Below are 18416 nucleotides of genomic sequence, written 5' to 3'. Positions count from 1 at the left end.
ATTTAAAGATGCTAATCTAGCATAAACTTTGAAATAACACTGGCAATGGAGGTGTTGAATGAGCGAGCTAAGAACCAGTTTGGTGCAGTGTGATTTACGTTGGGAAGATCCCCAGGCCAATCATGCGCATCTTGAACAGCTACTGGGCGAGCTGGACAGTCGTGATACGGATCTGATTGTTTTGCCAGAAATGTTTGCCACCGGTTTCACCATGAACTCGCGTGAAATGGCCCAGCCAATGGCGGAAAGCAGCAGCATTGCGTGGCTGCAGGCTCAAGCGAAAGCGCGCCAATGTGTGATGACAGGCAGTGTGGCGATTGAAGAGCAGGGGGCTTATTTTAACCGTTTGATTTGGGCGACGCCTGATGGAGAAATCGCTTATTACGATAAGCGGCACCTATTTCGTATGGCCGGTGAGCATGAACGCTATGGCATGGGGTCAGAGCGCACTATTGTTAAGCTAAAGGGGTTTAAGCTGCTGCTAAGCGTTTGCTACGATTTGCGCTTTCCGGTTTGGATGCGACAGCAGCCAGCAGAAGGTGAGCATTTCGAGTATGATGCGCTTCTCTGTGTCGCTAACTGGCCAGCGCCGCGTCGCCATCCTTGGCGTACGCTGCTGCAAGCCCGGGCGGTAGAAAATTTGAGCTATGTCATTGGTGTCAATCGCGTTGGAGAAGATGCTAAGGGGCTTGCCTATAGCGGCGATTCCTTATTGGTCGACTTCAAAGGCGAACCGCTAATTGATCACCCCGCCCATACCCCGTTTATAGAAACGGGCACGTTGGATAAAACTACCCTTGATGCTTTTCGTGAAAAATTCCCTGCTTGGCAAGATGCCGATCGTTTTGAGCTGCTGCCAGGAGTGGGTCAATGATGCGCCTTGATCGATTTTTAAGTGAAACCTCTCCGTTAACCCGCAGCCTAGCCAAGCGAGCGCTGAAAAATGGTGAAGTCACCTTAAATGGTGAGCCTATTAAACAGTCGGCGACCCAGATTGATACGGATAACGATGTTGTCGTACTTAACGGCGAACGGCTGGCGCTAGTTGGCATTCGTTATATTATGCTGCATAAGCCAGTGGACGTTGAATGTAACGCTCGCCGTGGACTGTATCCGCGGGTAATAGACCTGATCGATCTCCCCAAAGTAGAGCGCTTGCAGCCAGTAGGGCGTTTAGATGTAGATACCACCGGTTTGCTGCTGCTAACCGATGACGGCCACTGGTCGCACCGCGTTACGTCACCACGTCACCGCTGCGCCAAAGTGTATATCGCCGAGCTGGCCGAGCCGATGGAAGGCTCAGCCGCGGAGTGGGCGATTAGCCAAGTTGCTGATGGCTTGATGCTTGATGGTGAGGAAACGCTGACCCAGCCGGCTTTACTGCGCTTCCTTTCGCCAACCCAAGCCGAACTCACCATTACCGAAGGACGCTACCACCAAGTGAAGCGCATGTTTGCTGCATTGGGGAATCACGTGAATTCACTGCATCGTAGCTCAATCGGTGATGTGGCGTTGGACGAGAATCTGGCCCCAGGCGAGTGGCGCGAATTAACTGAAGCCGAAATTGCCAGTTTTTAAGTAGAGCTTTTTTACTGACGAATATGACGTTTTAGCTTTACGTTCTAGATGACAATTTTTTTTAAGCCGCGCCACTTGCCAGTGTCGCGGCTTTTCTATGCTTGCTACTAACATACATATTTATACCGTTATCTTGCGCAATTGTAGAAAAAGTGCAAAAAACCGTTGAGCGGGTTGGCAGGCATTTCTTCTTGGCGTGAGAGGAGCCTGCTTTACGTCGGTTAATTTATTATCTTAGCTTGTTAAATGAGCCGCTGAAATCAACGCCTGAGTATAAGCGTGCTGTGGGGATGCAAGCACATCCAGGCAATCACCTTGCTCAACCACTTCCCCATCTTTAAGCACCATAATGCGGTGGGCCATGGCGCGGATAACGGCTAAATCGTGGCTAATAAATAGATAGCTCAATTGGCGGCGAGCCTGCAGGTCGCGCAGCAGTGTCACTAGCTGTTTTTGGACGGTTCGGTCTAACGCTGACGTTGGTTCATCAAGCACTAAAAGCTCTGGTTCTAAAATAATCGCTCTGGCCACAGCAATGCGCTGGCGCTGGCCACCGGAAAACTCATGCGGATAGCGAGCAGCACAGCTTTCCGGTAATCCTACCTCACGAAGGGTTTGATTAACCCGCTGATTGACCTCTGTATCGCTCAAGTGAGGGTAGTGAAAGCGAAGCCCCTCACTCACAATGTCAAATACCGGCATCCTTGGCGAGAGCGCGCCATAAGGATCTTGGAACACCATCTGCAGGCGGTGGCGATGACGCCGCAATGCGTTGCCGCTTAGACTGCTTAATTCATCGTTGCCAAGGATGATCTCGCCTTGACTTGTGACTAGGCGCATAACCGCTGATGCCAGCGTGGTTTTACCTGAACCCGACTCACCCACAATGCCTAACGTTTCTCCTGGTGCGATATGAAAGTCAGTCGGGTGAACGGCCACAAAATCGGGGCGCTGTGGTTTAAATAAGCCGGTTTTAGCGCGCTTAAAACTGACGCTGAGCTTTCGAGCGGTGAGTAGCGGGGCCGCTTGCTTAACGGCCTGCGGCCTGCCTTCTGGCTCAGCTGCCAGCAGCGCCTTGGAGTAATCACTTTGCGGGTGCTCAAAGACCTGCTCAACGGACCCTATTTCTTGTATACGGCCCTGATACATGACGCAGATGCGATCAGCATGACGGCGTACTAGGTTTAAGTCATGGCTGATAAACAGCATGCCCATTCCGTGGTGATCGCGAAGTTCGCGCAGCAGGGCGAGGATCTCCTGCTGCACCGTCACATCCAGAGCGGTGGTGGGCTCGTCGGCTATCAGAAGTGATGGATTGTTGGCGATGGCCATGGCAATCATCACGCGCTGACGCTGGCCGCCTGAAAGCTGATGGGGCCAAGCATCCAGCAGCTCGTCGGGGCGCGGTAGCTTGACTTGCTCAAGGAGCACTTTGCTACGCTGACGGGCCGCTTGGCCGCTGAGGCCTTGATGTAGGCGCAGAGCCTCACCGATCTGCTTGCCAACGCGATGAAGAGGATTAAGCGAGGTCATTGGCTCTTGAAAGATAAACCCAACCTGATTGCCGCGAATGCCGTTCCACTGGCTTGGCGTTAAGCCGGCAAGATTTGTTTCTCCCAGCCAGCGCTCGCCGTGAATCGTGGCATTGCTGGGCAGTAAATTGGCGATGCCTAGCGCAGACACCGATTTGCCCGAGCCGGATTCGCCAACGATGGCCAAGGTTTCACCCGCGTTAAGGGTGAGCGACAGCGAGTGAACCACTTGGTGGCCATCAAAAGCGATATCTATGTTTTCAAGGCGCAGGAGCGGGTTATTAGACATGCTGTGTCTCCTGGGCAGGGCCGACTGGGCGCTGTTGCACGTGACGAGGATCAAACGCATCACGCAGCCCTTCACCAATAAATACCAACAGTGAAAGCATGATTGCGAGCGTCATAAACGCGGTAATACCCAGCCAAGGCGCATGCAGGTTATTTTTACCCTGTGCCGCCAGCTCGCCTAGTGAAGGAGCGCCCGGCGGCAGGCCAAACCCAAGGAAATCCAGCGCTGTCAGAGTGCCAATGGCGCCGGTGAATAAAAAGGGAATAAAGGTAAGCGTCGCGACCATCGCGTTAGGCAGCACGTGGCGCCACATGATTAAGCGCGATGGAAGTCCCATGGCTTTAGCCGCGCGTACGTACTCCAGATTGCGCGCCCGCAGGAACTCTGCGCGCACAATATCCACCAAGCCCAACCATGAAAAGAGCAGCATAATTCCCAGCAGCCACCAGAATCCAGGTTGCACAAAGCTTGCTAAAATAATCAGTAGGAACAATACCGGCAAACCTGACCAAATTTCAGTCACCCGCTGACCGATCAAATCCACTTTACCGCCAAAGTAGCCCTGCACACCGCCTGCAAAAACGCTAATGATGAGTGACCCTGCGGTGAGCACAAGCGCAAACGCAACGGAAAGACGAAATCCGTAGATCACGCGTGCCAGCACGTCGCGGCCTTGGTCATCGGTTCCCAGCAGATGTCGGCGGTCCGGCGCTGCAGGCGATGGTCGCGTCATGTACATATCAAGCGTTTGGTAAGAGAAAGGGTTCGCAGGCCACAGCGCCCAGCCATTGTCATCAATTTGCTGCTGAATGAAGGGGTCTAGGTAGTCGGTGCCCGTAGGCAGAAAGCCACCAAATTCGGTTTCCGGATAGTCCACCAGTAAGGGGACGTACCACTGACCTTCGTAGTGCATGACAATGGGTTTATCGTTGGAAATCAGCTCAGCAAATAGGCTGGTGATAAATAACGCGCCAAATAGCCAGAGTGAAATGCGGGCACGACGGTTGGCTTTAAACGCGGCCAAGCGGCGGCGAGTAATAGGTGATAAGCGTGACGATAGTAAGGCCATTATCACGACTCCCGGGTTGAAAAATCGATACGTGGGTCTACCCACACGTAGGTCAAGTCGGAAATCAGCTTGAGAATTAGCCCGATGACGGTGTACAGAAACAGAGTGCCGAAAATGACCGGATAGTCGCGCTGCATGACCGCCTCAAAGCCAAGCAGCCCAAGACCGTCAAGCGAGAAGATGACTTCGATCAATAGTGCGCCGGTGAAGAAAATGCCGATCATCGCTGAAGGCAGGCCCGCGATGATGATGAGCATGGCATTGCGAAAGACATGCCCATAGAGCACGCGACGTTCGTCAGCGCCTTTCGCGCGAGCGGTAATCACATACTGTTTGTGTATCTCATCAAGGAAGCTGTTTTTGGTCAGCATCGTGAGAGTGGCGAAACTGCCAATGGCGGCAGCGATGACTGGAAGCGTGATATGCCAGAAATAGTCTTTCACTTTGCCCAGCATCGAGAGCTGGTCAAAGTCCGGTGAGGTTAAGCCGCGTAACGGGAAAATATCCCAATAGGTTCCGCCGGCAAAAAGGACGATCAGTAGGATCGCAAACAAAAAGCCGGGAATGGCGTAGCCGACAATGACGAGCCCCGATGACCAGACATCAAAGCGAGAGCCATGGCGCAGCGCTTTCTGAATGCCTAATGGAATGGAGATCAAATACACCAGCAACGTTGTCCAAAGCCCAAGCGAGATAGATACGGGAAGACGCTCGATCATCAGCTCGATAACGGGTCGATCACGAAAGAAGCTAGTGCCAAAATCAAGGCTAAGGTAGTCCGCCATCATACCGATAAAGCGTTCATGCGCGGGCTTGTCAAAACCGAACTGCTGTTCTAACTGTTCGATAAAACGTGGATCAATGCCGCGTGCGCCGCGGGAGTCGTCGTTAATCTGCACGTCCGCACCGCCCATATCTAAACGGGTGCTGGCCATGGCGTCAGCGCCCTCAAAGCGCGCTAACATTTGATCAATTGGCCCGCCCGGCGCCGCTTGAACAATCATAAAATTGAGTAGCATGATCCCCAACAGGGTTGGGATCATCAGCAGCAGTCGGCGAAGGGTATAGCGGGCCACAGATCACTCCACGAATTTTTGACAATAAGCCGTTGCTATTAAGCCGGGTTCAGCGGCGGCGATGGCGGCGCTGCAGTTCTGCTTCACGATCGGAGTCGACCCACCATGCATCCAGATCCATCCCGTAGGCAGGGAAGGGTTCGCGATAGCCAAATTTATCCCACACCGCAATGCGCTTTTCGCCGGAATGATAGTGGGGAATAACGTAAAATCCCCAGCGCAATACACGGTCGAGTGCGCGCGTGGCGGTATCAAGCTCTGCGCGTCCGTCAGCGCGAATCAACGTTTCCACCAGCGAATCTATCGCCGGACTGGCGAGTGACATGCGGTTACGGCTTTGCGGAGCCTCTGCGGCGGCGCTGGTCCAATAGTCGCGCTGCTCATTGCCGGGATTATTAGACTGAGGGAAATGGCTAATCACTATGTCATAGTCATAATTGCGCTGTCGGTTTAAATACTGATTGATATCAACGATACGCAGAGATGTTTGTACACCAAGGCGGGCCATGTTGCGCAACATAGGCTGCACAACGCGTTCAAGACCCGAGTCGTAGAGCAGCACTTCCAGACTTAAAGGCTCCCCCGTTTGTTGATTAACCAGCACGCCGTCTTCTACCGCGTAACCTGCCTCACGTAGCAGCGAAAGTGCTAAGCGAAGACGTTCACGCAAGTCAGTGGGTGTATCAATCGGCAATGGTTCAGTGAATAAGCGGTCAGATTGAAGTGAGAATTCAAGTTCTTCACGCAGGGGCTCTAGCAATGCGAGCTCCTCTTCGGAAGGAAAGCCGGTGGCTTCCATCTCTGAATTCTGGAAAAAACTTTCCGTGCGCTGGTAAGCACCGTAGAAAATATTGGTATTCAGCCAAGGGAAATCGAAAGTCAGGCTTAGTGCTTCACGTACCCGGGGATCCTGGAATTTCTGTTTGCGCAGGTTGAATACAAATGCCTGCATCATCGAAGGGTTGACGTCAGGCACGGTTAGGCGCTTCACCAAGCCTTCTTCATACGCAGGGAAGTCGTAGCCAATGGCCCAGGTGGCAGCGCGTGCGTCCTCACGAAAGTCGGTTAGCCCGGCCTTAAATGCTTCCCAGGCAATGTCGCGGTCGCGGTAATAGTCATAAACGATGCGATCAATGTTGTAACGCCCAACGTTGACCGGTAAATCTTTACCCCAGTAGTTCTCATCGCGCTGAAACGTAATCCGACGACCTGGATCCACTTCACTAATACGATAAGGGCCGGAGCCAGGATGCGCCACGAGTGTCGGCGACGTAAATTCGTGCTGATCCCAATAGTGGCGGGGCAGTATGGGCAGCTGGGCAACGATTAATGGCAGCTCTCTAGATTCGGTGTCGTTGAAGGTAAAGCGCACCTGATGCTCGTTGAGAGCGATAACGTCGGCCACCCCTGCATAGTAGCTGGCGTAAAACGGATTGCCTTTTTCACGCAGCAGGTTAAGCGTGAAAACAACGTCGTACGCGGTGACGGGCTCGCCATCTTGAAAACGTGCTTCTGGGCGCAGGTCAAACTCAATCCAGTGCCGATCAGGATCAAGGCGTACCCCTTCTGCAAGCAGGCCGTAAAGACTAAACGGCTCGCCGGGATTACTGGCCATCAGGGTGTCGTAAATTTGCGAAATGCCGCTGGCGGGAGTGCCTCGGATAATAAACGGATTAGTGGAGTCGAAGCTTCCGCCTACTGCGGTATGCGTAATCGTGCCACCTTTGGGAGCCTGGGGATTGACATGGGGAAAGTAGGCAAAGTCCTCGGGGAGTTCGGGGCTATCATAAAGCGATAGCCCATGAACTGTTTCCACCGGCACCACGTTGTTTTCGTCAGTATTTAAATCACCGACAACGCTATTTCTATCAATGCTGTTTCTTTCAACGCTGTTTTTATCAACGTAGGAGGGCGCCTGGGTATCAAGCGCTTGCTCGGTCGCGAGCGCCGATGCGTTGAAAAGTAAGCAGCTGGCGAATAGCAACGTTTTCGCAAAAAATACACCACGCGGCATTGGTGATTTCCTATGTGAAAAAAGCCTACTGTTATGACAATGCTATCAATACGGTACGATCAATGGCAGCTTCTAAACAACGACTATTACCAAAAGCTGGCGGTTTCTACTCAGGCTCGTGTTAGCGCCCAGAGAGCGTCAGCAGTTGGCCTGGCTGTAGAGCACCGGGACGATCGATCGCATTCCAGCGAATTAGGTCTTGCTGGTTGATATTATAATGAGCCGCGATCGCTGAAAGGCTGTCGCCTCGCTCAACGCGATGCGTCTCGCTGCTATCGTTTTGCGCTAATGCTGGGCTATTGCCTTGTGCCAGCTGAGCCAACACTTGAGCGTCGACTTCTTCAGGGACTAGCAGCGTCTGCGCACTTCGCGGATCAATACTGCCATTAAGCAGGCCGGGATTCAGCTCTGCCAGTGCCGTTTGGCTCACATCTAGCAGTTGAGAAGCTTCAGAAAGACTCACCGCATGGGCTAGCTGCACTTTGGCAAACGCTGGGTCAGAGTGAATCTCAGGCAAAACGACACCGTAACGCTCCGGATCATTGATAATCGTTGCGATGGCTTTGAGTTTAGGAACGTATTGCATCGTTTCGTAAGGTAGGGTGAGGTCCCAGTAATCGCCGTTCAAACCCTGGCCCTGGGCCTGGTGCTGAGCACGATTAACAGTGCCTGCGCCGGCATTGTAAGCAGCTAATGAAAGCATTAAATCACCTTCATACCACTGATCAGCCTGCATTTCTAAGTAGTCAAGTGCCGCAGCGGTAGACGTTACTACGTCTAACCGACCGTCATAGTTGCCGTTGCGTATCAGGCCTAATGCGTCGCCGGTGCCGGGCATAAACTGCCAAAGGCCGGCGGCGCCACGATGGCTCTTTGCAGCGGGATCAAACGAGCTTTCTACAAAGGGAATTAGAGCCACTTCGCCCGGTAGGCCACGCTCGCTTACCTGCTGGCTAATCCAGGCAAGCCAAGGTGTTGCGCGTTCAGTGATGGTGGCGATGTTTTCTGGGCTTGACTGATAGTGCTCTATCCAGGCGTCTACCCTTGCTTGGGCATCTGCTGAGAGCGGTGCGTCTTGCCATTGGAAACTTTTACGTAGCGTCGTCCAGGCGTCTTGAGGCTCTAGCTCCAAAGCTTCCCAAAAATGCGACTGGAAAGCAGAGGGGCTTGGAGTAGCGGCCGGCATGCCAGTATTTGCGGCATATTGCGCGGTGGCGGTAGAGGATCTTGGTGCTTCATACGCCGATGCTTGAGAACTGGCCGCGGCGGCTAAAATTAGGCCCATAATGACGGAGCTGCCAGCGCTCAGCATCAAGCGCTGGCGAATCGTTCGATAGGTCATAGTTGCATTCGTTTCGGTTCGATAGCGTTATTAAAAACGGTTCTTCCACTCACGTAGAGTAGTGAACGTTGCGAGGTCATTATCGTTAACACCCTGACTTCCGGCGGCTTGGCGCACGCTATCAGTACCCACGCGCAGGTAGGGGTTAATTTTCAGCTCGCGTCCTATCGTGCTGGGTAAGGTCGGGCGATCCAATGCTCTGGCCTTTTCACATTCCTGCAAGGCGTGTTTGACGTCATCATTGTCAGGGTCCGCAGCACGAGCAAACGCAAGATTCGCTTGTGTGTACTCATGGGCTGCAAAGACCAGCGTATCTTCAGGGAGTTCCGCAAATGTTTTCAACGCAGTGAACATTTGTTCCGGAGTGCCTTCAAATAAACGGCCACAGCCAGCGCAGAAAAGTGTGTCGCCACAAAACAGTAGGGCAGGGATGCCCGGCGTAAAATAGCTGATATGGTCAAGTGTATGGCCGGGAGTCGCCATGACCTCAAATAACCGCCCCATAATGCGAATTTGGTCGCCATCCCCCACAAATTCATCAATACCTTGAATGGCGGGGTTGTTGGGGCCGATCACATGGGGAGAATAACGTTTGATCAATTCGGCTAGGCCGCCGGTGTGATCATGATGGTGATGGGTGATCAGGATGCTCTCTAGGCGTAGTGACTCCCGCTCAAGAAACTCGATTACAGGGGCGGCTTCACCTGGGTCCACCACGCAAACGTTTTGACTGGTATCTTGTCTTAATAGCCAAATATAGTTGTCGCTAAGGGCTGGGATCGGTGTCACGCTCATCATCGGCGAGATCCTTTAAATGTCAGAAAACAGAACGGGTAAAAAGAACGTATAAATAGAAAACACAGCAAAAAATGCAAAACAAAACATTGCGCATATTGGCGCTAAATCGGTGCTTAAAAGGCGCTAAAAGCCGTTACTTTGGAGGGAAGCGCTGTTCATGTCAAATTCGACGACGGCGACAACGCTCGCCAAGCGCTTGATAAATAGCCAGCCCTATTGGCAAAGCGAGGCCGGTCGCTCGCTTTGGGAGTCTCAGCGGGCGTGTCTTGGTCCCGTGGCTGAAACGCGCGTGGGCGGGCACAGTTTGGAAATGAGCATGGGGCCGGCAATGCTGACAATGTCAGCCATTCCACACGCCATCCGCTGGTCGCCGACCCGCCAGCAAGCACATTCAGACGCCACCCTAGTGTGTCCACCTGATCAACTGGCACTGCCAGACCGCTGTTTAGATGTGATGGTTATTCACCACTGGCTTGAGGATCTGCCTGATGCTCATCTGACACTCAAAGAGGCTGCTCGGGTAACGGCTGATAATGGCATTTTAGTGATTTTTGGCTTTAATCCTATTGGCGTCAGTGGGCTTGCCCGCCAGTGGCGTAAACGCCAGCAGCAGTACCCTTGGAACGGCGTTTGGCGTACGTCGAGCCGTCTTCGCGACTGGCTGGCGTTTGTCGACTTTGATGTTCAACGCGTAGACTATTGCTGTTTTAGAGGGCGCATCAACGCCAAGTGCGGTGAGTATTGGGAGTCTTTAGGACGTCGGCATAACCTGCCACTCGGTGAAAGCTATATGATTCTTGCTCGGCGCAAGCAGCGCCAAGCGCCCGTTCAGCGGCTGAAGTTTGGATTAAAAGCACCGGCGTCTCGGGCGTCATTAGGCGCAACCCGCACTAGCTCATCCGCTCACGTGCAACCCTATCAAGAGCATCAGGCTCCAACGCATTCAAAGAGAGATCAAGAGATTGACTAATAAGGCTGCCGAGCACCTGCCCAGTGTGACGGTGTATACCGATGGCGCTTGTCGGGGTAATCCTGGCCCCGGTGGCTGGGGCGTTGTGCTGGCGAGTGGCGAGCATAAAAAGACCTTAAAAGGCTACGAAGCAGATACCACTAATAATCGCATGGAATTGATGGCCGCGATCATGGCGCTGCGTACCCTCAATACACCCTGCGAAGTGGCGCTGTGGACTGACTCCCAGTACGTGCGCCAAGGTATCACCCAGTGGATTCATAACTGGATTAAGCGGGGTTGGAAAACGGCCGCTAAGCAGCCGGTCAAAAATGCCGAGCTATGGAAAACCCTTCACGAAGAGACTCAGCGCCATCAAGTAGCGTGGCACTGGGTCAAAGGGCATAGCGGCCATCCCGGCAATGAGCACGCCGACACGCTGGCCAATGAGGCTATCGATGAGCACCAGAAGAGGAGAGCGTGATGCGTCAAATCATCTTAGATACTGAAACAACGGGTATCGATCCTAAAGACGGGCATCGCTTAGTCGAGATTGGTGCCGTGGAGATGGTTAATCGTCGTTTCACCGGCCGTACCTACCACCAGTATATAAATCCCGAGCGCCATATCGATGCTGAAGTAGTGGCTATTCACGGTATTGATAACGCTAAAATCGCCAATGAGCCGGTGTTCGCCAAAATAGCCGATGAATTTTGGGCGTTTATTGATGGCGCTGAGCTGGTGATCCATAACGCGCCCTTCGACGTGGGCTTTATTGATCATGAGCTCGGCATGCTCAATAAGCAGCGCAGCGGCGTGTCGTTAGGGCCTGTTCGTGAGCACTGCGGCGTTCTTGATACGCTGACGATGGCCAGGAAAATGCATCCTGGTCAGCGCAATAGCCTTGATGCGCTGTGCAAACGCTACGATATTGATAATGGCCACCGTGTGCTGCACGGCGCTTTGTTAGACGCCGAAATCCTCGCTGACGTATATCTAGCGATGACGGGTGGGCAAACGGCGCTAACATTAGACGCAGCCTCTGCTTCGGAGCAGCAGCAGGCCGACACTTCTAACGAGGGCTTGTCGATTCAGCGTTTAACGCTAGCGCCCGGCCAACTGCGCGTGGTTCGCCCCACCGAGCAGGAGCAAGCGGCCCATAAAGCTAAGTGTGAAGCACATCAACTGACGTGGTTTGAGGGCGCAGGTAACGATGCTTAGGCGAGAAATTCCCCACGATGAGCAGGCAGGGCGCGTTATTCGGCTATCGCGCAGTTTACTGGCGCCTGCTCCTATTAGCGGAAGTGACCAGCTCACTCCGCTACAGCCTTTTCAGCAGTGGACCGAGCAGATGCAGCCGCTGTGCTATTGGGATGATGAGCCCGTAGCGCTGCTGGTGGACGCTCAGGCTGAAAGTGGCTGGATCGATGGCCGCCAGTGGATGAGCGAGCTGCCTACGGTATGGTTCAGCCTGCTATCGACAGCCTTACAGGTAGGCGCTTGGTTAGAAAATCATCGTTTCTGTAGCCGCTGCGGAGCTCCTGCCACCAAGCTGGCTGCAGAATTTGCGATGCACTGCTACGCCTGCGGACATCGCAATTATCCACGCATTTCGCCGTGCATTATTACCCTGGTAACTAGCGGTGAGGCGATGCTGCTAGCCCGCAGTCCGCGTTTTCCGCCTGGCCGCTATTCGACGCTGGCTGGGTTTATTGAACCAGGCGAGTCTGCGGAAGAGGCCGTGCATCGTGAGGTATTTGAAGAAGTCGGCGTGCATATTGATCAGCTACGCTATCACCACAGTCAGGCGTGGCCTTTTCCTCATTCACTGATGTTTGGCTACTTTGCTGAAGCAACGACGCGACGTATCCGTATTGACGGTGTCGAGATTAGCGATGCGGCGTGGTTTTCACCTCGCCAGCTGCCGTCTTTGCCACCGCCGTATTCGATATCGCGCGAGCTAATCGAGACACATTTAGCACGCTGGCGCTGAAGAGCGCCGCGTGCTTAAAGATGATTACTTGCTAGGAAACAGGCTGGTCAGTTTAGTGGCCAGCATCACATTGCCGGTTGCTTTCAGCTTTCCAGTCATAAACGCCGTCATGCCGTTAATGTCGCCACTCATAATGCCTTTCAGCGTCTCGGTGCTTAGGCTTAAGCTGACAGAAGGGTCATCGTGCTCGCCTTCTTGTGCGTCGAGCGTGCCATCTTGAATGTGCAGATAGTGGCTGCCCGCATCTGAGAAATGAAATTGAAAAATTTCGTTCATCCCCTCGGCGGCTTCTGGATTGAAACGTGCTTTCAGCTTATCAAGGGTGTTCGTTGACATCGTAAATCTCACAAGTAAGTAGGTAAATTAGCTTAAGGTTATCGATAGTGATTCAAAGAAACAATCTTATACGGCACGAGGCTGTATCATACGTACGTTTCAATCAAGCGCTGCGCTAATGCTTCATGAGGATACATGAGAGCATTGCCCTGTTTAAGAATTCAATTATCTAGTGGAGAACGTTAATGAGTGAGTGGGCCGCAGAATTAGGTACGTTTTTGGTTCAAACAGCCATCGTGATAGCGTTGTTAGTGATTGGTATACTGCTCGTCACGCGCTCTAAGCAAGCAAAAGAGCATGGCCTGACGCTGCGTGTTGAGCAGCTTAATGATCAGCGCATCGATCGCGGTCGCCGCCTGCGTTTGGCCATTGCGCTGCCTTCTGCGCGTAAAAAGCTGCTAAAAAAATTTCGTCACGACGAAAAAAAACGCCTAAAGGTTCAAAAAAACGAGCAACCAACGCTACCAGCATCTCGTGTTTGGGTATTGGATTTTCATGGTGATTTGAAAGCCTCACAAACCGAGCGTTTTGCTCAAGAGATCTCCGCTATTATCGACGTGGCTAGTAAAGACGATGAGGTAGTGATTCGGCTGGAGTCCGCGGGTGGCCTAGTGCATGCCTATGGCTTAGCGGCCGCGCAGATGGATCGGCTAAGCGCTGCGGGTCTTATCACGACGGTATGTATTGATAAAGTGGCGGCGAGCGGGGGCTACATGATGGCCTGCACCGCGCAGCATATTAAAGCGGCTCCGTTTGCCGTTATTGGATCGATCGGCGTAGTAGCGCAAGTGCCCAACATTCATAGGCTGCTCAAAAAGCACGATATTGATGTCGAGCTGCTAACCGCTGGAAAATATAAGCGTACCTTGACCGTGCTTGGTGAAAATACCGAAGAAGGCAAAGAAAAGTTCTTGGATGATCTAGAGAACACCCACCGGTTATTTAAACACTACGTTTCAGAGCGGCGACCCGCTATGGATATTGACTCACTGGCCACCGGTGAAATTTGGTACGGCAGCGAGGCATTGCCCCAGCTGCTTGTTGATAGCGTGGGCACCAGCGAAGCCTATCTGACAGAGCGTATGGCGCAGGTGCAGGTTTATACCGTCAAGCTTGAGGCGCCTAAAACGATGAGCCGAAAGCTTGGCTTAGCCGTTTCAACGGGTGTCGAACAAGCAGCGCTCAAGGCGCTGGGGCTGATCGACGCGGCCGGGTGGCAACGCCGCTAAACGTTATGCTGAATAGTGATGCGCCAATGCAGCAAGAATGGCTATGGCGCTTTCGCTAGTCAATGAGTAGTAAATGGTTTGTGATTCTCGGCGTGTGCTCACCAGCTCATCACGCCTCAATATCGCTAAATGCTGTGATAGAGCCGACTGGCTCAAGGCAAGCTGTTGATTTATCTGAGTAACTGATAGCTCTTTCTCAGCAAGTAAGCACATTATTTGTAAGCGTTTTTCGTTTGCCAATGCTTTCAGTAAGCTAGTTCCCGCCTCAATAGCTCGGCAGTCGTGTTCAAGCAAACGTGTCGCGGCGCTTGTAGAAGCAGACATAGTGATCTCCTTGCCTACACTGTTACATAAGCTTGTTTATATGCATTGTTATAATGTATCTCGGCATCGTCGCGTCGCGAAAACCAAGTTGTTTAATGATCAGTAATTTAGCGAGTTTTGTCCAAGGCTTTGTTTAACGGTTAATCAATGGTAAATCCCTTGCCGTGTTGTCGACAATGGGTGGCGACGTTGCGCATTTTCGACCCGTTAGCCAATAGTATGAAGGTGCTAGTGCGGTTTACTTTATACAGTGTCAACAATGCGTTTGCATAATAACAATGAGAACACTATATGAGTCGCTACCATGATGCTTTCCAGCAGTCGATTGAACACCCTGATATATTCTGGGCCGAGCAGGCTAAACGTATCCCCTGGTACGTGACGCCACGCACGATACTCAGCTATGACGCGCAGCATCACGCACGCTGGTTCAGCGATGGGGAAATGAACCTTAGTTATGCCGCTTTGGACTACCATGTTGAGCAGGGCCGAGGTGATCAGGCGGCCATTTTCTGGGATTCTCCCTCCACGCAGTCTAAGCAAACTATTAGCTATCGGGATATGCGTGATCGCGTCGCGCATTTGGCCGGCGCCTTAGCGCAGCTAGGCGTTGAAAAGGGCGATCGTGTCATTATTTATATGCCGATGATTCCCGAAGCACTGATGGCGATGTATGCCTGTGCACGGCTCGGTGCGATTCATTCAGTGGTCTTTGGGGGCTTCGCGCCCCATGAGCTGGCCGCACGTATCGAAGACGCTGAGCCCAAGGTGGTGGTGGCAGCCTCATGTGGCATCGAACTAGGTAAAGTGCAGCCTTATAAGCCGATGATTGATCAAGCGATTGGTTTAAGTACTCATAAGCCGGATGCCTGTGTTGTTTACCAGCGCGCAGCGCATCAATCAGAACTAGGCGCTAACGACTATGACTGGGATCAGCTAGTGGCGCGGGCGCCATTTGCAGATTGTGTCCCGGTGAAGGGCTCCGATCCGCTCTATATACTTTACACCTCAGGTACGACCGGTAAGCCCAAGGGCGTGGTGCGTGACACCGGTGGCTACGCGGTGGCATTGGCGTATTCAATGGAGGCTATCTATGCCATGAAGCCCGGTGAAGTGTTCTTCACCGCATCCGATGTAGGCTGGGTGGTTGGTCACTCTTATATTGTTTATGCCCCCTTACTGCTGGGTTGCACGACTGTCGTATATGAAGGTAAACCAGTTAAAACACCCGATGCGGGGAGTTTCTGGCGCTTGATTGAAGAGTATCAAGTAACCAGCTTCTTCACGGCGCCCACCGCATTTAGGGCCATGAAGAAAGAGGACCCTGACGCCGAACTGCTGAAAAAATATGACATTAGCAGCCTGAAGCATCTTTACGTTGCCGGTGAGCGGCTTGATCCTCCGACGTTTCATTGGCTTGATGACTTGCTTGAGGTGCCGGTTATTGACCACTGGTGGCAAACTGAAACCGGCTGGCCAATTGCGGCAAATTTGCCGGGCATCGAATCTATGCCGACCAAAGCCGGTTCCGCGACGTACCCTGTGCCAGGTTTCAATGTGCAGGTGCTTAATCGCGAAGGAGACCAAGCTGAGCTTATGGAACAGGGCAGTGTCGTCATTAAACAGCCGATGCCTCCAGGCTGCTTAATTGGCGTATGGCGAGACCCGCAGCGTTTCCACTCGGCGTATATGGCGGCGTATCCCGGCTACTATTTAACCGGCGACGGCGGCTATTATGATGAGCAGGGCTATTTGTTCATTATGGGCCGCACTGACGATGTCATTAACGTTGCAGGGCATCGGCTTTCTACCGGTGAGATAGAAGAGGTGGTGGGCGCGCATCCTGCCGTAGCAGAGTGTGCGGTGATTGGCATCCATGATGAGCTGAAAGGGCAGCTGCCTATTGGGCTTGTGATTCCTAAAGATGGCTTCACTGGCGATGAGGCAACCCTAGAGGCAGAGCTAATAGCCAGGGTCCGTGAGCATATTGGGCCTATTGCTTGTTTCAAGCAGGTGTTAGTGGTTGATCGATTGCCTAAAACGCGTTCGGGTAAGATCTTGCGCAAGCTGCTGCGTACTATTGCTGATGGAAAAGAGTTTGGTATTCCTTCTACCATTGATGACCCAGCCAGCCTTGCCGATATTCATACGGCTATGCGCCAGCGCTCGGTGGGGGCCGCCGATAAAGCCACACCGCTTGATTGATGCCTTAAGCCGCTCACACAGCTGAGCGGCTTTCATTGCCCGGTAGAAGCCGTATAATGCTGCTCCCTAGCGGCACCTTGACACATTCAGAGTGCGCTAATTACCTCGAGGGTTCCCTAACCCCTCTTCTTCTGTACAAAAAGGCTTATCGACATGTTTGCATTGAGTGACGCTCAACACCGCCGCTGCTTATTAGTAATGGTGGCCTTTCACATTGGCATTATTGCCGCCAGTAATTATCTTGTTCAGCTGCCGTTTACGCTGTTTGGATTCCATACCACCTGGGGCGCCTTCAGCTTTCCGTTTATTTTCTTAGCCACTGATTTAACGGTGCGCTTATTTGGCAAAGGGCCCGCCCGCGCTATTATTCTTCGCGTTATGCTTCCCGCCTTAGTCGTCTCCTATGTGGTTTCAGTTGTATTCCCACGGGGGAGCTTTGCCGGTATTGACGCGCTTACTGAATGGAATCTGTTTGTCGCTCGCATCGCGCTCGCTAGCTTCTTAGCCTATGTGATAGGTCAACTGCTTGATGTCCAGGTGTTTGACCGTTTACGCCAGTTATCCTGGTGGGTCGCGCCAGTGTTTTCAACGGTGCTGGGTAACCTTGCCGATACGTTCGCATTTTTCTCTACGGCGTTTTATAACAGCCCTGATCCGTTCATGGCGGCCCATTGGATTGAAATTGCCGCAGTCGACTACACCATCAAATTAGCGATCAGCCTGCTGTTCTTTCTGCCGCTGTATGGCCTACTTCTCGCATGGTTAACGCGCCGTCTAGTTGTTTGGACAGGGCAGATAGATAACGCGCCGCGCACTGCCTAAAATGCTGCTGGTAAAAACATCAGTTTTAAAAACACTGCTAAGACATAGGAGCCTGCATGACTGACGCTGCCGCCGTTGATCTTTACTGTATTGATATGCCCGCTGATGAAAACGCCTCTGACGCTACTCCGCTGGTGATTATTCACGGCTTGTTGGGGAGTGCTGACAACTGGCGCTCGCATTTGAAGGTGTGGCAGCGCTCGCGTCGGGTTATTGCTGTCGACCTGCGTAACCATGGCCGGTCTCCTCATGCTGACGGCATGCGCTACGCAACCATGGCGGACGATGTTTTAGCACTGCTCGACAGCCTCTCCATTGAACGTGCGCATGTGCTGGGGCACTCAATGGGGGGCAAAGTGGCCATGAGTTTGGCCCGCTTAGCACCTAAGCGAGTTGTTTCGCTGATCGTCGCTGACATTGCGCCCGTTGCCTATGATCATGGCCATGATGATGTGTTTGCCGCACTCGAAAGCGTCCGTGAAGGTAAGCCAAAAACGCGCAGCGAAGCCGACGCCATGCTTGGCGAGCATGTCGATTCTCGTCCCACGCGACTTTTCTTAGCGACTAATCTGGTGCGAAACGACGATAACGTGATGTCGTTAAGAGTAGGGTTAGATCAGATCAAACAGGGCTATAGCGATATTATCGGTGAACCTGACGGTGAGCAGCCCTATGAGGGCCCAACGCTGGTGCTGCGTGGGTCTGACTCCCCGTATGTCGCCGACTCAATGCTACCTGCGCTACGTGCGGTAATGCCCAGCGCCCGCGTCGTAACGCTTAAGCATGCCGGTCATTGGCTACACGCCGATCAGCCTGAGGCTTTTCAGCAGGCCGTTGAGATGTTTTTGAACGCTCAATAA

At 52.7% G+C, this 18416-nt stretch carries 18 protein-coding genes; 10 read left to right on the top strand and 8 right to left on the bottom strand.

What is annotated here, in order from left to right; all coding sequences use genetic code 11:
• Positions 1 to 58 precede the first annotated feature (58 nt).
• Together KUO20_RS08085 and KUO20_RS08080 are read left to right on the top strand one after the other, a co-directional pair.
• On the top strand, positions 59 to 874 hold the full coding sequence (locus KUO20_RS08085; RefSeq protein ID WP_235042340.1) for an amidohydrolase: 816 nt from the start codon (positions 59 to 61) through the stop codon (positions 872 to 874).
• Complete coding sequence (locus KUO20_RS08080) at positions 874 to 1578, top strand: pseudouridine synthase (RefSeq protein ID WP_235042448.1); 705 nt, start codon at positions 874 to 876, stop codon at positions 1576 to 1578. The genes KUO20_RS08085 and KUO20_RS08080 overlap by 1 nt, the downstream gene beginning before the upstream one ends.
• A 234-nt stretch (positions 1579 to 1812) precedes the next feature.
• On the opposite strand, the gene KUO20_RS08075 is transcribed toward KUO20_RS08080, so the two are convergent.
• The 6 genes from KUO20_RS08075 to gloB all read right to left on the bottom strand — a co-directional run bounded on the left by KUO20_RS08075 (position 1813) and on the right by gloB (position 9698).
• Entirely contained in the window at positions 1813 to 3399 is a 1587-nt protein-coding gene (locus KUO20_RS08075; protein ID WP_235042339.1) for an ABC transporter ATP-binding protein, read from the bottom strand.
• Positions 3392 to 4468 carry an ABC transporter permease gene (locus KUO20_RS08070; protein ID WP_235042338.1) on the bottom strand — a complete coding sequence of 359 codons (1077 nt, stop codon included), beginning with the start codon at positions 4466 to 4468 and terminating at the stop codon, positions 3392 to 3394. Before KUO20_RS08070 ends, KUO20_RS08075 begins: the two co-directional genes overlap by 8 nt.
• 2 nt (positions 4469 to 4470) lie before the next feature.
• Positions 4471 to 5544, bottom strand: a complete 1074-nt coding sequence (locus tag KUO20_RS08065; RefSeq protein WP_235042337.1) for a microcin C ABC transporter permease YejB — start codon at positions 5542 to 5544, stop codon at positions 4471 to 4473.
• 49 nt (positions 5545 to 5593) lie between these two features.
• On the bottom strand, positions 5594 to 7558 hold the full coding sequence (locus KUO20_RS08060) for an extracellular solute-binding protein (protein WP_235042336.1): 1965 nt from the start codon (positions 7556 to 7558) through the stop codon (positions 5594 to 5596).
• A gap of 121 nt (positions 7559 to 7679) precedes the next feature.
• The gene (locus tag KUO20_RS08055; protein WP_235042335.1) at positions 7680 to 8900 is read right to left on the bottom strand and encodes a transglycosylase SLT domain-containing protein; all 1221 of its coding nucleotides are present in this window, start codon (positions 8898 to 8900) and stop codon (positions 7680 to 7682) included.
• A 30-nt stretch (positions 8901 to 8930) separates the two neighbouring features.
• Positions 8931 to 9698, bottom strand: a complete 768-nt coding sequence (gloB, locus tag KUO20_RS08050; protein ID WP_235042334.1) for a hydroxyacylglutathione hydrolase — start codon at positions 9696 to 9698, stop codon at positions 8931 to 8933.
• Between the two features lie 157 nt (positions 9699 to 9855).
• On the opposite strand from gloB, the gene KUO20_RS08045 reads away from it, so the two are divergent.
• The 4 genes from KUO20_RS08045 to nudC are packed head-to-tail and all read left to right on the top strand — an operon-like array spanning position 9856 to position 12640.
• Complete coding sequence (locus tag KUO20_RS08045) at positions 9856 to 10668, top strand: class I SAM-dependent methyltransferase (RefSeq protein WP_235042333.1); 813 nt, start codon at positions 9856 to 9858, stop codon at positions 10666 to 10668.
• Positions 10661 to 11131 carry a ribonuclease HI gene (gene rnhA, locus KUO20_RS08040; protein WP_235042332.1) on the top strand — a complete coding sequence of 157 codons (471 nt, stop codon included), beginning with the start codon at positions 10661 to 10663 and terminating at the stop codon, positions 11129 to 11131. The genes KUO20_RS08045 and rnhA overlap by 8 nt, the downstream gene beginning before the upstream one ends.
• Positions 11131 to 11868, top strand: a complete 738-nt coding sequence (dnaQ, locus tag KUO20_RS08035; protein WP_235042331.1) for a DNA polymerase III subunit epsilon — start codon at positions 11131 to 11133, stop codon at positions 11866 to 11868. The genes rnhA and dnaQ overlap by 1 nt, the downstream gene beginning before the upstream one ends.
• On the top strand, positions 11861 to 12640 hold the full coding sequence (gene nudC, locus KUO20_RS08030; protein WP_235042330.1) for an NAD(+) diphosphatase: 780 nt from the start codon (positions 11861 to 11863) through the stop codon (positions 12638 to 12640). The genes dnaQ and nudC overlap by 8 nt, the downstream gene beginning before the upstream one ends.
• 24 nt (positions 12641 to 12664) lie before the next feature.
• Here the strand turns inward: nudC and KUO20_RS08025 are convergent, their stop codons facing one another.
• Positions 12665 to 12976: an SCP2 sterol-binding domain-containing protein gene (locus KUO20_RS08025; RefSeq protein WP_235042329.1), complete on the bottom strand. Its 312-nt coding sequence runs from the start codon at positions 12974 to 12976 to the stop codon at positions 12665 to 12667.
• A gap of 185 nt (positions 12977 to 13161) precedes the next feature.
• Between KUO20_RS08025 and sohB the strand changes: the two genes are divergently transcribed.
• Positions 13162 to 14205 carry a protease SohB gene (gene sohB / locus KUO20_RS08020; RefSeq protein WP_235042328.1) on the top strand — a complete coding sequence of 348 codons (1044 nt, stop codon included), beginning with the start codon at positions 13162 to 13164 and terminating at the stop codon, positions 14203 to 14205.
• A 3-nt stretch (positions 14206 to 14208) separates the two neighbouring features.
• Here sohB and KUO20_RS08015 read toward each other — a convergent pair whose 3' ends face one another.
• Entirely contained in the window at positions 14209 to 14529 is a 321-nt protein-coding gene (locus KUO20_RS08015; protein ID WP_235042327.1) for an ArsR/SmtB family transcription factor, read from the bottom strand.
• A 291-nt stretch (positions 14530 to 14820) separates the two neighbouring features.
• On the opposite strand from KUO20_RS08015, the gene KUO20_RS08010 reads away from it, so the two are divergent.
• The 3 genes from KUO20_RS08010 (at position 14821) to KUO20_RS08000 (ending at position 18416) form a co-directional block, all read left to right on the top strand.
• On the top strand, positions 14821 to 16734 hold the full coding sequence (locus tag KUO20_RS08010) for a propionyl-CoA synthetase (RefSeq protein WP_235042326.1): 1914 nt from the start codon (positions 14821 to 14823) through the stop codon (positions 16732 to 16734).
• A 153-nt stretch (positions 16735 to 16887) separates the two neighbouring features.
• The gene (locus tag KUO20_RS08005) at positions 16888 to 17556 is read left to right on the top strand and encodes a 7-cyano-7-deazaguanine/7-aminomethyl-7-deazaguanine transporter (protein WP_235042325.1); all 669 of its coding nucleotides are present in this window, start codon (positions 16888 to 16890) and stop codon (positions 17554 to 17556) included.
• Between the two features lie 56 nt (positions 17557 to 17612).
• Positions 17613 to 18416 (top strand): alpha/beta fold hydrolase, encoded by an 804-nt coding sequence (locus tag KUO20_RS08000; protein WP_235042324.1) that lies wholly within the window; start codon positions 17613 to 17615, stop codon positions 18414 to 18416.

It is taken from the genome of Vreelandella profundi, assembly GCF_019722725.1.
GTDB lineage: Bacteria > Pseudomonadota > Gammaproteobacteria > Pseudomonadales > Halomonadaceae > Vreelandella > Vreelandella profundi.
The sequence above is the reverse complement of the archived record's forward strand: the minus strand, read 5'-3'. Positions and strand labels throughout refer to the sequence as shown.